Source organism: Klebsiella ornithinolytica, from assembly GCF_030505655.1.
In the GTDB taxonomy this organism is placed as follows: domain Bacteria; phylum Pseudomonadota; class Gammaproteobacteria; order Enterobacterales; family Enterobacteriaceae; genus Klebsiella; species Klebsiella ornithinolytica.
In genome coordinates, this window is sequence record NZ_CP130153.1 from 2,470,897 (window position 1) to 2,484,419 (window position 13,523).

Sequence of the window (13,523 nt, forward strand, 5' to 3'; positions counted from 1 at the left end):
GGCCGATTCCCGGCGGCGTCTGCCTGTCCGGGTGACACAGAGGAGCTTCAATGATGTCTGGTATCTCTGGCGATCAACGCCTCTATAGCTACTCCGCTGTTTTGATGGGGTCTCCCATCCTGCTCAAACTGTTCTCCCACGATGAAGCCCTGGCTTCCCGCACGTTTCAACTGATTAAACGCTACGAAGACCTGTTTACCGTCAACCGCGCACACTCGGAGGTGATGGGGATTAATCATGCCGCCGGCCGCCATCCGGTCAGCGTCAGCCGCCCGGTTTATCAGCTGATCAAATGCGCGAAAGCGGCCAGCATGGTGCAGGAGAGCGCCTTTAATCTGGCGATTGGCCCGCTGGTGAAGCTATGGCGCATCGGTTTTAACGGCCACAGCGTTCCGGCGGCGGCGGATATCGCCGCGCGCTTAGTGCTGACCCGCCCACAGGATGTGATCCTCGATGACGCCGCAGGCAGCGTTTTTCTCGCCCAGCCGGGAATGGAGATCGATCTTGGGGCGATTGCCAAAGGCTACATTGCCGACCGGGTGCGCGATGACCTGCAGCGCCAGGGCGTCGACGCGGCGCTGATTAACCTCGGCGGCAACGTGCATACCTTGGGGGCGTGGTCGATTGGGCTGAAAAAACCGTTCGCGGCCGATAATGCGCTGGTGGGAAGTATTGATGTCGTCGGCCAGTCGGTGGTGACGTCCGGCATTTACGAGCGCTATTTTGAGCAGGATGGTCGACGCTGGCACCATATTCTCGACCCGCGCACCGGCTATCCGCTTGATAACGAGCTGGAGAGCGTCACCATTATTGCCGATGATTCGCTCGACGGCGATATCTGGACCACGTTGATCTTCGGTCTTGGGGTGGAAAAAGGCTGTGCGGCGCTGCGCCATCGCGAAGACATTGAGGCGATTTTCGTCACCAAAAATCGCGACATTATCCTCTCATCACAGCGCCGCTTTCGTTTTCACTTACTCGACGACAGCTACCGGCTTACTGACTGTACTGCTTAAGCAGGCTGTACTGCTCGGCGACCAGCCGGTAGCGATAGACCGGCCGCCCGGTCGCGCCGTAGTGAATGCTGGTGTAGAGAATATTAATCTGTGCCAGCCAGATCAGGTATTTCCGGCAGGAGACGCGGGAAATATTGACGGCCACCGCCAGTTCATCGGTGGAAAACTCGGTACCCGGATGGGCATCAATCCACTGGCACAGCGTGCGCAGCGTCTGCGCGGTTAAGCCTTTCGGCAGCTTGCGCGCGTCGCTGGCTTCCGGCGCGTTGCCGTGGAGCAGGCGGTCAACATCGGCCTGTTCATAATAGGGCTGTCCGGTCATCAGTTTGCGTTTTTCGCGCCAGGCGGTCAGCGCCTCTTCGAAGCGCGGAAACTGGAACGGTTTGATCAGATAATCGACGACGCCGTAGTGCATCGAGGTTTGCACGGTGGCGGCATCGGCGGCGGAGGTAATCATAATCACGTCGATAGGGCGACCAGAGGCGCGGATGGTCGGCAGCAGATCCAGGCCGCTGTCATGCTGCATGTAGACATCCAGCAGCACCAGATCGATCTCCTGTGCGCTATCGTTAACCATCTCCTGGGCCTTGCTCAGCGTAGACGCGGTGCCACAGCAGCGGAAGCCGGGAATTCTCGCCACATACAGGCGATTCAGTTCGGCGACCATGGCATCATCGTCAACAATTAATACATTTATCACGCACGTTTCCTTTTACTATCCCAGGGAAGATGAACAAAAAATTGGGTAAAGACGCCAGGCTCAGACTCGACGGCCAGCGTGCCGCCCAGTTCACGGAGCTGCTGGCTGGCGAGAAACAGGCCAACGCCGCGATTCTCACCCTTGGTAGAGAAGCCTTTATTAAAGATGGCATCAATATTCGCCGGCGGGATGCCCGGTCCGTCATCGCTGACTTCGCCGCTCAGCCAGCCATTCTGATAGTGCAGCAGCAGGCCGACTTCCCCCTCGCTTTGGCCGCTCATGGCATCCAGCGCATTCTCAATCAAATTACCCAGCACGGTGACCAGCACGGTGACCTGCTTTTCATTTGGGCAATCGGGCACCAGGCTCTCTTCGGCTAAGTTAAGGGTGAAGCCGCGCTCTTTGGCGCGCTGGATTTTACCAATCAGGAAGCCCGCGACCACCGGTGATTTGATACGGTGCTGAATTTCGCCAATGTCCGCCTGATAAGTATGGGCGGTTTGCAGCACATACTCCTCCAGCTTGTCATAACTTTTCATGTTTAACAGGCCGAGGATCACATGCAGCTTATTCATAAATTCATGCGAGGTCGTGCGCAGCGCATCGACATAGTTAACCATACCGTCCAGCCGCTGCAACAGCTGGCTGACTTCCGTTTTATCACGGAAGGTACTGATGGCGCCGACGATAGCGTTCTGGCTGCGTACCGGCACGGTGTTGCTGATCAGCAGGAAGCCGTTGCAGCCGAGTTCGCGGTCGTAAATCGGCTCGCCGGTCTGCAAAACCTCCTGCAGATCCGCCAGCAGCGGGGTGTGGGCAATCTCTTTGCCGGGGCCGCTAAGCAGGATCTCGCTAGCGGCCGGGTTGATCAGCGTGACGCGACCCTCGACATCCACCGCGACAACCCCTTCTTTTAACGAATGGAGCATCGCCTGCCGCTGCTGAAACTGCGTAGAGATCTCCTGCGGTTCCAGTCCCAGCAGCACGCGCTTGAGTCCGCGCACCAGGCTCCAGGTACCGATTCCGCAGACCAGGGCGCTGAACAGCACGGTTAACAGCACATCCCAGCGGCCTTTGGCAATTTGCTCATCCACTTTACTCAGCGAAATCCCGACCACCACCACGCCAATTTGCTGCTGCTGGTCGTTGAATACCGGCGTAAAGACGCGCAGCGCCGGAGCCAGCACCCCGTGATTGACGGCGACATTCTCTTTGCCGTTAAAGGCGGGTTGAATATCCTCGCCGATAAACTGTTTACCAATAAGCCGGGCGTTGGGATGCGAATAGCGCACGCCATGCATATCGGTCACCACCGCATACAGCAGATCGTTCCGCCGGGTAATGGCCAGCGCCAGCGGCTGGATGAGTCCGCTCTGCGGCGGCAGCGTCAGGGCCTGTTTCACTTCCGGCATATCGGAGAACGTGCGAGCAACCGCCAGCGCCGTATCTTTTACGCCGTCGCGGGTGGTATCGCTGATCTGTATAAACCACAGCGCGTAGACCAGCAGCAGTACCGAACCAATCACGCTGCTAATCATGAGCGTCACGGCGGTACTCAGCTTCATACTCATCAGTCGTTTGCGCGCGGGCGGAATTGACTCCGCGATATCCTTCATACCATCCCCTGAACTGTTCGGCGAAGGGCTATTATCGCTGAAGGTAACCATTTCTTAAAGCTATGTAAAAAAGCAAAAAGACGCTGAAAGAACCGGGAAGCGTGACCTCACTCGCAGGACCTCGCAATAAATATCCTTATAGTGAATATGGAGTTATTTAAAAGGAGGTTTTTATGAGCAGTAAGCCAACCGCATCAATGATGGAACGACGCCACCCTGAAACTCACCACATCGACACTCTCGCCACCCTCGATATGCTGACCCTGCTGCATAAAGACAATCGGCAAATTGCCGACGCCGTCGGGGCCTGTTTACCGGAAGTTGCCCGTCTCGTCGATAATGCCGCCGCAGCCCTGAGCCGGGGAGGGCGGCTGGTGATTGTCGGCGCCGGAGCATCCGGCCGCGCGGCGCTACAGACGGTCAGCGAGTATACGCCGGAAGAGAAACATTCGCTGGTTGGCCTCATTGCCGGCGGCCCCGCAGCCGCGCTGCAGGAGATGGAGACGGCCGCTAACGATTACGATCTCGGGGCGCTTGAGCTGCAGGCTATCCGTTTCACCAGCAACGATATGCTGCTGGCGCTGACGGTTAGCGGACAAACGCCGTGGGTGTGGGGCGCGATGCGTCACGCCTGGTCGCTCGGTGCGCCAATTGCGGTACTGACGCAGCAAGCGGAGAGTGAAGCTGCCCAGCTGGCGGATATCATTATCGCGCCGCAAACCGGGCCAGAAGCGGTGGCGGGGTTCGGTAACCCGAAAGCGCAGCTGGCGCAGCGGCAGATCCTCACGATGCTGACTACCGGGCTGGCGATTCGCAGCGGCAGGGTTTACAGCAACCTGCGGGTCGATCTGCAGGCCATTAGCCCGCGCTGGACTGAGCGCCAGATTGCCATCGTCATGACGGCCACCGACTGCTCGCGCAGCGAGGCCAAAGCCGCGCTGGCCAGCTGTAATCAGCATGTGCGCACGGCAATCCTGATGCTGATGACCGGGCTCGACGCCTGGCAGGCGCGGGATCTGCTGGCGGAAAATAACGATCGTTTGCGCCTCGCGCTGCAGGAGACAAAGCGTTCGACGCTGAGCAGCGTAAATTGAATGATGCGGCGCGCAATCGCGCGCCGTAATGCCGCGAGGGCGACGGGATGATAAATAACTAAATAAACCGGCGGGAATTATTTAACCCCTTAATTGCCGCCGTTATTTTCTGATTTTTATTTTTTCGCGCGATATTTTACTTTTTTAAGTTAAAAAAGTATTTGTCAGAAATTGATTAACTGTGCGGAAAATGTAAATGATATTTTAAAATATAATAGAAATGCGTTAACATGTTTGCACTTATTTCATTGTGCTATGCGATAATTCTATTATGCCTGCAATAAAAAAATCTATCTTATCTGTGACTGCCCTGGCGATGTTTGTCAGCACCGCGTCGTATGCGAATACTGATACCGCTCAAAAAACCGATTTCCTGCTGATCGGCGGCGGAATTATGAGCGCCTCCCTTGGTACCTGGCTGCAGGAATTACAGCCGGACTGGAAACAGGTGATGGTCGAGAAGCTGGATGGCGTTGCGCTGGAATCCTCTAACGGCTGGAACAACGCCGGGACCGGCCACTCAGCGAATATGGAGCTGAACTATACGCCGGAGCGTGCGGACGGTTCCATTGATGTCAGCAAAGCGCTGGATATTAACGAGCAGTTTATGATCTCCCGCCAGTTCTGGACGGCGCAGGTCAAACGCGGCATTTTGCACGATCCGCACGCCTTTATTAATTCCACGCCGCATATGAGTTTCGTCTGGGGTGATAATGTGGAGTATCTGCAAAAGCGGTATACCGCATTGCAGCAGACGACGTTATTCCAGGGTATGAAATTCTCCACCGATCACGCGCAAATTAAACAGTGGGCGCCGCTGGTGATGGAAGGGCGCGATCCGCAACAAAAAGTGGCGGCGACCTGGACTCCGGTTGGCACCGACGTCAACTACGGCGAAATTACCCGTCAGCTGATCGGCAGCCTGAAGAAAAATAATAATTTCTCGCTGCAGACCTCTTCTGAAGTCACCGGGTTTAAACGCAATGCCGATAATTCATGGCACGTGACGATCAAAAACGTCAATAGCGGTCAGGAACAGGCGATCGATGCGAAATATGTCTTTATCGGTGCCGGCGGCGGCGCGCTGAAATTACTGCAAAAAACCGGCATTCCGGAAGCGGATAATTACGCGGGCTTCCCGGTCGGCGGCTCCTTCCTGATGACGGAAAATCCGGACGTGACGAAGCAACATCTGGAAAAAGTGTACGGTCAGGCCTCCGTTGGCGCACCGCCGATGTCGGTTCCGCACCTCGATGCCCGTTTCATCGATGGTAAGCGCGTGGTGCTGTTCGGGCCGTTTGCGACCTTCTCGACCAAATTCCTCAAAAATGGTTCCTTTATGGACCTGCTGAGCACCACCACTACCGATAACGTACTGCCGATGACCCACGTGGGGCTCGACAACTTCGATCTGGTGAAATACCTGATTAGCCAGGTGATGTTGAACGATGATGACCGTTTTGCGGCGCTGAAAGAGTACTATCCGGACGCGCGTAAAGAAGACTGGAAACTGATCCAGGCCGGCCAGCGCGTGCAGATTATCAAGAAAGATGCCGACAAGGGCGGAGTCCTGAAGCTGGGTACCGAAGTGGTGGTCGATCAACAGAAAACCATCTCGGCGCTGCTGGGGGCATCGCCGGGGGCATCCACCGCGGCACCGATCACCCTTAACGTCCTTAAGCAGATGTTCCCGGAGCAGTTTGCTTCTGCGCAGTGGCAGAACCGCATTCATGCTATCGTACCGAGCTACGGGCAGAAGCTGAACGATAACCCGGCGCTGACGCAGCAGGTGTGGGATGATACCGCCGCGACGCTGCAGCTGGTGAAACCGCCGGTCATCGACATGAGCAAGACTCAGCCAGCGGTGACCACCGCGAAGCCGGCCGAAGCAAAACCTGCGGAGTCAGCACAGCACGATATGGCGCTGTAATCTGACATAACGTCCGTCACAAAGCATGCCAGTTGGTCTGTCGCCAGCTGGCATTTTTTTGCGGATACGCCTGCCATCCACGCGGTGTACCCTCTGCGCGCCTATTCATGAATGCGGCTCATAACCTCGATACGGTGGCAGGGGATTATTCGTCGCTCCTTTCTCGTTAACATACCTCGCTCTGTATCACTCTCTCCTGACGGATATCTCACATGACTGTGCCGCAAAAAAACGCCGCCAGCGGACCGCTGTTTATTTTGATTTTAAGCGGGCTGATGGCGTTCGCTTCGTTATCCACCGATATTTATCTGCCCGCCATGCCGGTGATGGCGGCGGAATTGCAGGGTGACGCCGAACTGACGATTACCGGTTTTTTAATCGGTTTTGCTCTGGCGCAGCTCATCTGGGGGCCGGTGAGCGACCGTCTTGGTCGTCGCACGCCGCTGTTTATCGGTATGGTGCTGTTTATCATCGGCTCCGCGGGTTGCGCGCTCTCCGACAGCATCGATCGGATTATTTTCTGGCGCGTTTTTCAGGCTCTGGGGGCCTGTACCGGGCCCATGCTGGCGCGGGCGATGGTACGCGATCTCTTTGCCCGGACCCGCGCCGCGCAGATGCTCTCGACGCTGACCATTGTGATGGCCATTGCACCGATTATCGGGCCGCTGATGGGCGGGCAGATGATAAGAGTCACCAGCTGGCATGCCATTTTCTGGCTACTGGCGGGCATTGGTCTGGTGATGCTGCTGGCGCTACGCTGGCTGCCGGAGACGCTGCCGCCGGAGCGACGCCAGCAGGGATCGCCGCTGAAGGCGTTTCATCACTACGGGCAGCTGCTGCGCAATCGCATTTTCATGCGCTATACCCTGAGTCTGACCTGTTATTACGTCGCCGCTTACGCTTTTATTACCGGTTCGCCGGATGTCTATATTCGCTATTTCGGCGTTGAACCGCAGCACTATGGCTGGCTATTTGCGGTCAATATTCTCGGCGTGATGACCATGAGCCTGGTTAACCGCCGTCTGGTTCAGCGTTATGCATTGGGGGATCTGCTCAAAGCGGCGCTGGTTGTGGCCTCTCTGGCGATGGCGGCGATGGCGTTCAGCGTCAAATTGCATCACGGCGGTCTCGTTGGAATCGCCCTGTGCGTGTTTCTCTTTTTCTCCATGAACGGCGTGATTGCCGCCACCTCAACGGCGGCAGCGCTGGATGAGGCGGGGGCGTTTGCCGGTTCGGCATCGGCCTTCATCGGCTCGCTGCAATATGGCAGCGGAATCGTCTCTTCACTGCTGCTGGCCGGATTACATGATGGTACACCCTGGACGATGACGTGGATTATGGGGGCCTTTACGCTTGCCAGCCTGCTGCTGGCCTGGACGCCGTCGGCACCGTTGCCTGATGAATTAAACGCCTGATTTCAGGCCGGTTCAGGTTTATCACCGACGGCGGCAGCGGTTCTCGCCGCGAGGAGATGCGACAGGCCCTGAACTTGCGCCCCGTTAAAACTTTCGCCGCGGATTGTGGTTATACTGGCTTGAATTGACAAGAAAAAAGCGGAAATACGGGGCGAAAATAATGAAAGACGACATTAATCAGGAGATAACCTTCCGCAAACTGTCGATATTTATGATGTTTATGGTTAAGGGGAATATTGCCAGAACCGCCGAAGCCATGGAGCTCAGCGGGGTGAGCGTTCATCGGGCGCTGCATACCCTTGAAGAGGGGGTTGGCTGTTCGCTGTTTGTACATAAGGGGCGAAATTTACTGCCGCTGCCGGCGGCCTGGACACTGCTGGAGTATTGCCAGGATGTCACCAGTTTAATGACCCGCGGGCTGGAAGCGACGCGCAAGGTGGCCGGCGTCGGCCAGGGGCGTCTGCGCATTGGCACACTCTACTCGCTAACTCTTGAGACGGTGCCGCGAATTATTATGGGTATGAAGCTACGACGGCCCGAACTGGAGCTCGATCTGACCATGGGATCCAACCAGATGCTGCTGGATATGCTGGAAGACGATGCTCTCGACGCCATTCTGATCGCGACCAATGAAGGGGAGTTCAGTAATACTGCCTTTGATGTGGTCCTGCTGTTTGAAGACGATATTTTCCTCGCCGCACCGGCGGCGGAAAAACTCGACAGCGTGCTGCCTGCCGACCTGCGCGACTATGCAGACCGCAAATTTGTCTCGCTGGCCGAAGGATTTGCCACCTATGCCGGGTTCCAGGAAGCCTTTCAGGTAGCGGGATTCGAACCCGAAATTGTGACCCGGGTGAACGATATCTTCTCAATGATTAGCCTGGTGCAGGCCGGCGTCGGTTTTGCGCTGCTGCCAGGACGCATGAAGAAAGTGTATGAAAACGATGTGCAGCTGTTAAAGCTGGCGGAACCCTACCAGATGCGCCAACTGATCTCTATCGTCTATGCCCACCATCGTGAACGTGACGCCGATCTGCTGGCGCTGGCGGCAGAAGGGCGAATGTACGCCCGCAGTCTTAACCGTTAAGCCGCTGCGCCAGATGACGCACGACCGCCACGCCGCTACTCTCAAGCGCCAGACTCTCTCCCTGCCAGCCCGCCTGGCGGGTGAGGCAGGTGAGTACACCGCCGGGCGGCATCTCTATTGCCAGCCGGGCGTCGCGCTCCTGGGCGGCGACGACGGCATCCTGCCAGCGTACCGTCCGCGCCATATTCATCGCCAGATCGTCGGCGATCCGCTGCGGATCCCACAGTACCCGCGCGGTGGAACCGCTCAGGTAAGCGCAGCGCGGGCGCTGTAACGAGACCTGTGTGAAGGCTTGCGCCAGCGCGGCTGCCGGGGCGTCCAGCAGCGCGCAGTGCGAGGGAACGCTGACCGCCAGCCGCTGTGCTTTAGTGGCGCCGATGGCCAGCGCTTTCTGCGCTACGCGCGCCATCGCCTCATCGGTGCCGGCAATCACAATCTGCGTGTCGGCATTGAGGTTAGCGATGTAGGTCTCTCCCGCGATCAGCAGCGCCTCCACCCGATCCCGCGTCAGCCCCATAATCGCGGTCAGGCCGTAACCGTGCGGATAGGCCTGTTCCATTAAATCGCCGCGTCGCGCCACCAGGCGCAGTGCGCTGGCGAAATCCAGCGCCCCGGCGATGACTGCGGCAGGAAAGGCGCCGATCGACAACCCGCTGACGATATCCGGCTGGACCCCCTGGCGCTGTAGTTCCCGTGCCCAGGCGACGCCGGTGATAAGCAGGCACAGCTGCACGGCCCGGGTGTGCCTGAGCGCCTCGACGCTATCTAAGGTGACGATCTCTTCCCCGAGTACGCTGCGGGCCTCGGCGAGGATCGCCTCACGGTGAGGGATGACGCCGAGCATACCCGGGCGCTGGTTTCCCTGACCGGGAAAGGTAAAGAGAATTTTCATGCTTCCTCCCTGTGCCAGGGCGTAGTGGTCAGGCGCGCGCCCCGGGACGTTTTCAGCAATACGCGGCCATCGCGCAGCCATTCATTCAACGCAAAGGCGCCGAACGGCGTTTCAATCTGGGTGTCGGCCCGACACGGCAGTTTCGCAACCTGCGTCTGCCACTGCCGTAGCTCATCCCCGGTCAGCGGCATAGGGGCGCGGATCAGCAAATCGAGATCGCTGTCGGCGTGCAGAACGGGAATTTCGCTGGCAAGCGCATAGCCGGTGCTGCCGGTAATGCCCCACAGCCACGGCCACGCGAAGGTCGTCAGTAAAATAGCCGCCTGAACCGGCGGCTGGGAAACAAACGGTGAGTGCAGCAGGCGTTCGCGGTCGGTGAGCGCTTCCGGCGTCACCACCCGGGAAACCGCCTCTGCCTTCACCCATCCGGCGGCGCGCTGTTCGCGCTTCATGCCGCGCACGCCCACCGGAATATCATGGTTTTCATTTACATCGCGCCGCACCACCACCGGCAAACCGGGGTGCCACTGGGTGGCCACCCACGCCTCCTCAACGGTCAGTAAGGCGTTGGCGTTGTTCAGCCACAGTAAATCGTGCGGGCGCGGGGTAAAGGTCATATCAGAGTCCGGAAGTCAGAGTAATAAACAGCGGTAACGACAGGATACACAGAACGGAGCTCAACAGCAGCACGGCTTCGGCATCCGGTGACTGGACGCCAAAGCGGTTGCCGAACACCACGCCGAAGAAACCGGCAGACAGCGCAATCATCAGGATAGCGGTGATCGCCACCGAACCGTGCAGCCCGAATGCCAGAACGATACCCCAGGCGATAAACGGCTGGATCAGCAGCTTGGCGATGGTTGCGATGCCGACCATCGCGTTCAGCTTCAGCTTACGGGCAGACAGAATGACCCCGGTCAGGAACAGCGCGGCAGCCGTTGCTGAGAGGCCCAGCGGTTTGATCGCCGCCAGCAGCAGGTCTGGCATGGTGATGCCAATCGCCGAAAGGATCACGCCGAGCAGCGGGCCCATGACGATAGGTTTTTTCAGCGAGCGCCACATCAGCACCGGTAGCATCGCCAGGGTAGAACCGCTGTTTTCCCCGGCGGCGCGCGCTTTTTCACGTTCGAGGATCAGCAGGCAAAACGGGGTCATCAGTACCGAGCCGCAGGCAATGGATACCGCCACGGACAGCGAGGTGGCGGAGCTTTCGCCCAGCACGCTACCGAGTATTGGCAGGCCGAGTGCGGCATAGTTCGGCAGCGCCACGGTGAGGGTCAGCACCGCCGCGTCCTGCGGCGACTTTTTAAACATGCCGGTGGCCAGGAAGTAGATCGCCGCATAGGTCACCCACATGGCGCCGGTCAGCACCACAATCAGCGGGGATTGCGCGACGATTCCCGCCCACGGCGTCTGTACGGTGGCGCTGAACAGCGCGGCCGGCAGGGCAAAGTCCATCACGAAGATATTCAGCAGCGACACGTTTTTATTGTCGACCATTTTGGCTTTGCCGGCCCAGAAGCCCAGCAGCATGATGAGAAAAATCGGCGCCAGGGCATGAACAATTACATAAGTCATAGAGTACTCACCTGTAGATAAAAAAAGAGATACGCGTCGTCCTTCACGCTGCCTGTGCGTTGGCTGCCTTCCCGGCTCCCGGTCACTGACTCAACTCAGCTCATGGGGATTGACTCAGCTGCCGCCTTGGGCCAGCGTGAATGATTCAGCGTATTGGGCTAATTGCGATGTTTTTAGTTTTCTAAAAGCCGCGAGCCGTGGGCGCTATGCTGCGCCCGACGGTAGCCGCTTTCGGCAGGTCTTTTTTTACGTACTTCTGATGTTGCCCGTTACCAGCTGGCGCGCATCCGCTCGCGGACCAGGGCTGAGCTACGGCGATTTTCCGCGCCGAGACGGTTTTTCAGCGTTGGGTCTTTGCGCGCATCGGAAATGGCCTTTTGCACGCTGATCTCCACCAGTGCCAGGTCAGCATCAGACGGGGCATCCGGATTGCTGAGATTGAGCAGGTCGGAGAGCAGACCGAGCGTGGCGTAATTGCTGACGTCGTAGGCCATGGGGGGAATGGTCGCCGCCAGTTTTTCCAGCGCCTCGACGGTGCGTAGCGTGATCCGCGCGGCGGACGCTTTGCCCATCGCATGCACCAGCACGCCTTTGTCGTTGATGGCAATCAGGCGGTTAGCCTGGTAGCCGTGCGCCAGAAACGCGCCGGACATTGCCTTACCAACGATCAGGCCGATCACCGGATGACCCGCCAGGCGCGCCTTTGCATACGCGCCTGCGGCACCGGCCAGCGCCTGGTGGATACCGAACGCCTCTTCGCGGCGGCCATAGGCCTGGCTCGGGACGTCGATGACCGCCACTATCGGGCGTTTTACGTCGCTGTTGGCGTCGGCATCGATGGTTTCATTGACCACTTTCGCCAGCGTCCAGCCTTCCAGCAGACCCACTTCGCCTTTGGCGGCGCGCGGGTAGTGGTTGTTGGCATCCGGCACCACGGCGATGAAGCGCACGCTTGCGCCGTTCAGTTCACCGTCAGCGACCTGTACTGAAGGGCACAGGCCGTTCATGCGCGGCGCGTTCGGCGCCAGTTTTTCCAGCCATACGGCCCCACGGCTATTGGACTGAGTCATCATTTCACCTCCCGGGCAAAAAGCTGTTTGATCTGCGCGGTATCCGCCTGCTGGCGGGTATCGAAGTGGGTCAGGCGGGCCAGGTAATCCGCATATTTATCGCTGCGGTGTTGTGCCGGGACGCCTTTGGCAATGGCCTCATTCATTGCCGATTTCACCGCATCGATGCCGTCACCGACCAGCGCATCGACCAGCCCGCTTGCATAACGGATTTCGCCGCCGGTCATGCTCCAGATAAACGGGCGATCGCGGGAGTCGTACTCTTCGATTCCGGCTTCCTGCTCGATAACCTGCGGGCCGTTGAGACCCAGACGCGCCTCGCGGGTGACAATCAGATAGCTGCACAGGGCGGCGGCGATAGACATCCCGCCGAAACAGCCGACGGTGCCCGCGATAATGCCGACCACCGGGGTGTAGCGCCGCAGGTCCACAATCGCCGCATGAATGTCGGCAATCGCCGCGAGGCCGAGGTTGGCCTCCTGCAGGCGCACGCCGCCGGTTTCGAGGCACAGAACCGCCAGCGTCGGGATGCCGTTGCGGTTGTCTTCGGCCGCCAGTTCCAGTGCCGCCGCCATTTTCGCGCCGGAGACTTCACCCATGCTACCGCCCTGGAAGGTACCTTCGATGGCAATGACCACCGCAGACTGGCCGTTGATGGTGCCGCGAGCGACCACCATGCCGTCGTCGGACTGCGGTACCACGCCCTGCGGCGCGAGCCACGGCGACATCATGCCGGCGAACGGATCGATCAGTTCGCGGTAGCTGCCTTGATCAAGCAGCGTCCGGGCACGTTCACGGGCGCGTAATTCAATAAAGCTGCGGTCGTTACGCATGGGAAACCTCCTCAAAAACCTGTTCGATGCGAATGCGCGCCACGCCCGGCGTCGCGCCGAAGTCGTGAATAATCAGCGTGCCCGCAGGCAGGCCGTTGATCAGATTCAGACGGTCAAACAGCGCGTTCCAGCGGTGAGTGCTGTTGTCTACGGAGGTGGTGATATCGATGTTGAGCGTGTCGCCGATGGCCGCGGTGAACAGCACTTCCATATCACCGGAGCCTACGACGCCTGCCAGAGCTTTACCGCTGAGGGTACGGCTGGCAGGGAATGACAATGTAATGTGTTCCAT

13 protein-coding genes are annotated in these 13,523 nt (G+C 58.6%); 5 read left to right on the plus strand and 8 right to left on the minus strand.

What is annotated here, in order from left to right:
- Positions 1–53 precede the first annotated feature (53 nt).
- Complete coding sequence (locus tag Q1L34_RS11565; protein ID WP_325958357.1) at positions 54–1,016, plus strand: FAD:protein FMN transferase; 963 nt, start codon at positions 54–56, stop codon at positions 1,014–1,016.
- Here the strand turns inward: Q1L34_RS11565 and dcuR are convergent.
- Positions 997–1,716 (minus strand): two-component system response regulator DcuR, encoded by a 720-nt coding sequence (dcuR, locus tag Q1L34_RS11570; RefSeq protein ID WP_004862505.1) that lies wholly within the window; start codon positions 1,714–1,716, stop codon positions 997–999. The two genes, Q1L34_RS11565 and dcuR, sit on opposite strands and share 20 nt — an antisense overlap.
- Positions 1,713–3,332, minus strand: a complete 1,620-nt coding sequence (locus tag Q1L34_RS11575; RefSeq protein ID WP_004862503.1) for a sensor histidine kinase — start codon at positions 3,330–3,332, stop codon at positions 1,713–1,715. Before Q1L34_RS11575 ends, dcuR begins: the two co-directional genes overlap by 4 nt.
- 173 nt (positions 3,333–3,505) lie before the next feature.
- Between Q1L34_RS11575 and Q1L34_RS11580 the strand changes: the two genes are divergently transcribed.
- The 4 genes from Q1L34_RS11580 to Q1L34_RS11595 all read left to right on the plus strand — a co-directional run bounded on the left by Q1L34_RS11580 (position 3,506) and on the right by Q1L34_RS11595 (position 8,858).
- Positions 3,506–4,426 (plus strand): N-acetylmuramic acid 6-phosphate etherase, encoded by a 921-nt coding sequence (locus Q1L34_RS11580; RefSeq protein ID WP_004862501.1) that lies wholly within the window; start codon positions 3,506–3,508, stop codon positions 4,424–4,426.
- A 316-nt stretch (positions 4,427–4,742) separates the two neighbouring features.
- Entirely contained in the window at positions 4,743–6,356 is a 1,614-nt protein-coding gene (gene mqo, locus Q1L34_RS11585; RefSeq protein WP_230132543.1) for a malate dehydrogenase (quinone), read from the plus strand.
- Between the two features lie 212 nt (positions 6,357–6,568).
- The gene (locus Q1L34_RS11590; RefSeq protein ID WP_004862496.1) at positions 6,569–7,771 is read left to right on the plus strand and encodes a multidrug effflux MFS transporter; all 1,203 of its coding nucleotides are present in this window, start codon (positions 6,569–6,571) and stop codon (positions 7,769–7,771) included.
- A 160-nt stretch (positions 7,772–7,931) separates the two neighbouring features.
- The gene (locus Q1L34_RS11595; RefSeq protein ID WP_327204517.1) at positions 7,932–8,858 is read left to right on the plus strand and encodes a LysR family transcriptional regulator; all 927 of its coding nucleotides are present in this window, start codon (positions 7,932–7,934) and stop codon (positions 8,856–8,858) included.
- On the opposite strand, the gene mdcH is transcribed toward Q1L34_RS11595, so the two are convergent.
- The 6 genes from mdcH to mdcC all read right to left on the minus strand — a co-directional run bounded on the left by mdcH (position 8,848) and on the right by mdcC (position 13,523).
- Positions 8,848–9,750: a malonate decarboxylase subunit epsilon gene (gene mdcH / locus Q1L34_RS11600; protein WP_048024979.1), complete on the minus strand. Its 903-nt coding sequence runs from the start codon at positions 9,748–9,750 to the stop codon at positions 8,848–8,850. The genes Q1L34_RS11595 and mdcH overlap by 11 nt on opposite strands.
- Positions 9,747–10,367 (minus strand): malonate decarboxylase holo-ACP synthase, encoded by a 621-nt coding sequence (locus Q1L34_RS11605; protein WP_004862489.1) that lies wholly within the window; start codon positions 10,365–10,367, stop codon positions 9,747–9,749. The genes mdcH and Q1L34_RS11605 overlap by 4 nt, the downstream gene beginning before the upstream one ends.
- A 1-nt stretch (position 10,368) precedes the next feature.
- On the minus strand, positions 10,369–11,328 hold the full coding sequence (locus Q1L34_RS11610; RefSeq protein ID WP_239614414.1) for an AEC family transporter: 960 nt from the start codon (positions 11,326–11,328) through the stop codon (positions 10,369–10,371).
- 269 nt (positions 11,329–11,597) lie between these two features.
- The gene (mdcE, locus tag Q1L34_RS11615) at positions 11,598–12,398 is read right to left on the minus strand and encodes a biotin-independent malonate decarboxylase subunit gamma (RefSeq protein WP_064359421.1); all 801 of its coding nucleotides are present in this window, start codon (positions 12,396–12,398) and stop codon (positions 11,598–11,600) included.
- The gene (locus tag Q1L34_RS11620; protein WP_004862483.1) at positions 12,398–13,231 is read right to left on the minus strand and encodes a biotin-independent malonate decarboxylase subunit beta; all 834 of its coding nucleotides are present in this window, start codon (positions 13,229–13,231) and stop codon (positions 12,398–12,400) included. Before Q1L34_RS11620 ends, mdcE begins: the two co-directional genes overlap by 1 nt.
- On the minus strand, positions 13,224–13,523 hold the full coding sequence (gene mdcC, locus Q1L34_RS11625; RefSeq protein ID WP_004862481.1) for a malonate decarboxylase acyl carrier protein: 300 nt from the start codon (positions 13,521–13,523) through the stop codon (positions 13,224–13,226). Before mdcC ends, Q1L34_RS11620 begins: the two co-directional genes overlap by 8 nt.

Excerpts from the sequence above, each read along its gene's own strand:
- Q1L34_RS11620 (WP_004862483.1), bottom strand. The coding sequence starts at position 13,231 with ATGCGTAACGACCGCAGCTTTATTGAATTACGCGCCCGTGAACGTGCC.
- mqo (WP_230132543.1), top strand. The coding sequence starts at position 4,743 with ATGTTTGTCAGCACCGCGTCGTATGCGAATACTGATACCGCTCAAAAA.
- Q1L34_RS11590 (WP_004862496.1), top strand. The coding sequence starts at position 6,569 with ATGACTGTGCCGCAAAAAAACGCCGCCAGCGGACCGCTGTTTATTTTG.
- mdcC (WP_004862481.1), bottom strand. The coding sequence starts at position 13,523 with ATGGAACACATTACATTGTCATTCCCTGCCAGCCGTACCCTCAGCGGT.
- Q1L34_RS11605 (WP_004862489.1), bottom strand. The coding sequence starts at position 10,367 with ATGACCTTTACCCCGCGCCCGCACGATTTACTGTGGCTGAACAACGCC.
- mdcE (WP_064359421.1), bottom strand. The coding sequence starts at position 12,398 with ATGACTCAGTCCAATAGCCGTGGGGCCGTATGGCTGGAAAAACTGGCG.
- Q1L34_RS11580 (WP_004862501.1), top strand. The coding sequence starts at position 3,506 with ATGAGCAGTAAGCCAACCGCATCAATGATGGAACGACGCCACCCTGAA.
- mdcH (WP_048024979.1), bottom strand. The coding sequence starts at position 9,750 with ATGAAAATTCTCTTTACCTTTCCCGGTCAGGGAAACCAGCGCCCGGGT.
- Q1L34_RS11575 (WP_004862503.1), bottom strand. The coding sequence starts at position 3,332 with ATGAAGGATATCGCGGAGTCAATTCCGCCCGCGCGCAAACGACTGATG.
- Q1L34_RS11610 (WP_239614414.1), bottom strand. The coding sequence starts at position 11,328 with ATGACTTATGTAATTGTTCATGCCCTGGCGCCGATTTTTCTCATCATG.
- Q1L34_RS11565 (WP_325958357.1), top strand. The coding sequence starts at position 54 with ATGTCTGGTATCTCTGGCGATCAACGCCTCTATAGCTACTCCGCTGTT.
- Q1L34_RS11595 (WP_327204517.1), top strand. The coding sequence starts at position 7,932 with ATGAAAGACGACATTAATCAGGAGATAACCTTCCGCAAACTGTCGATA.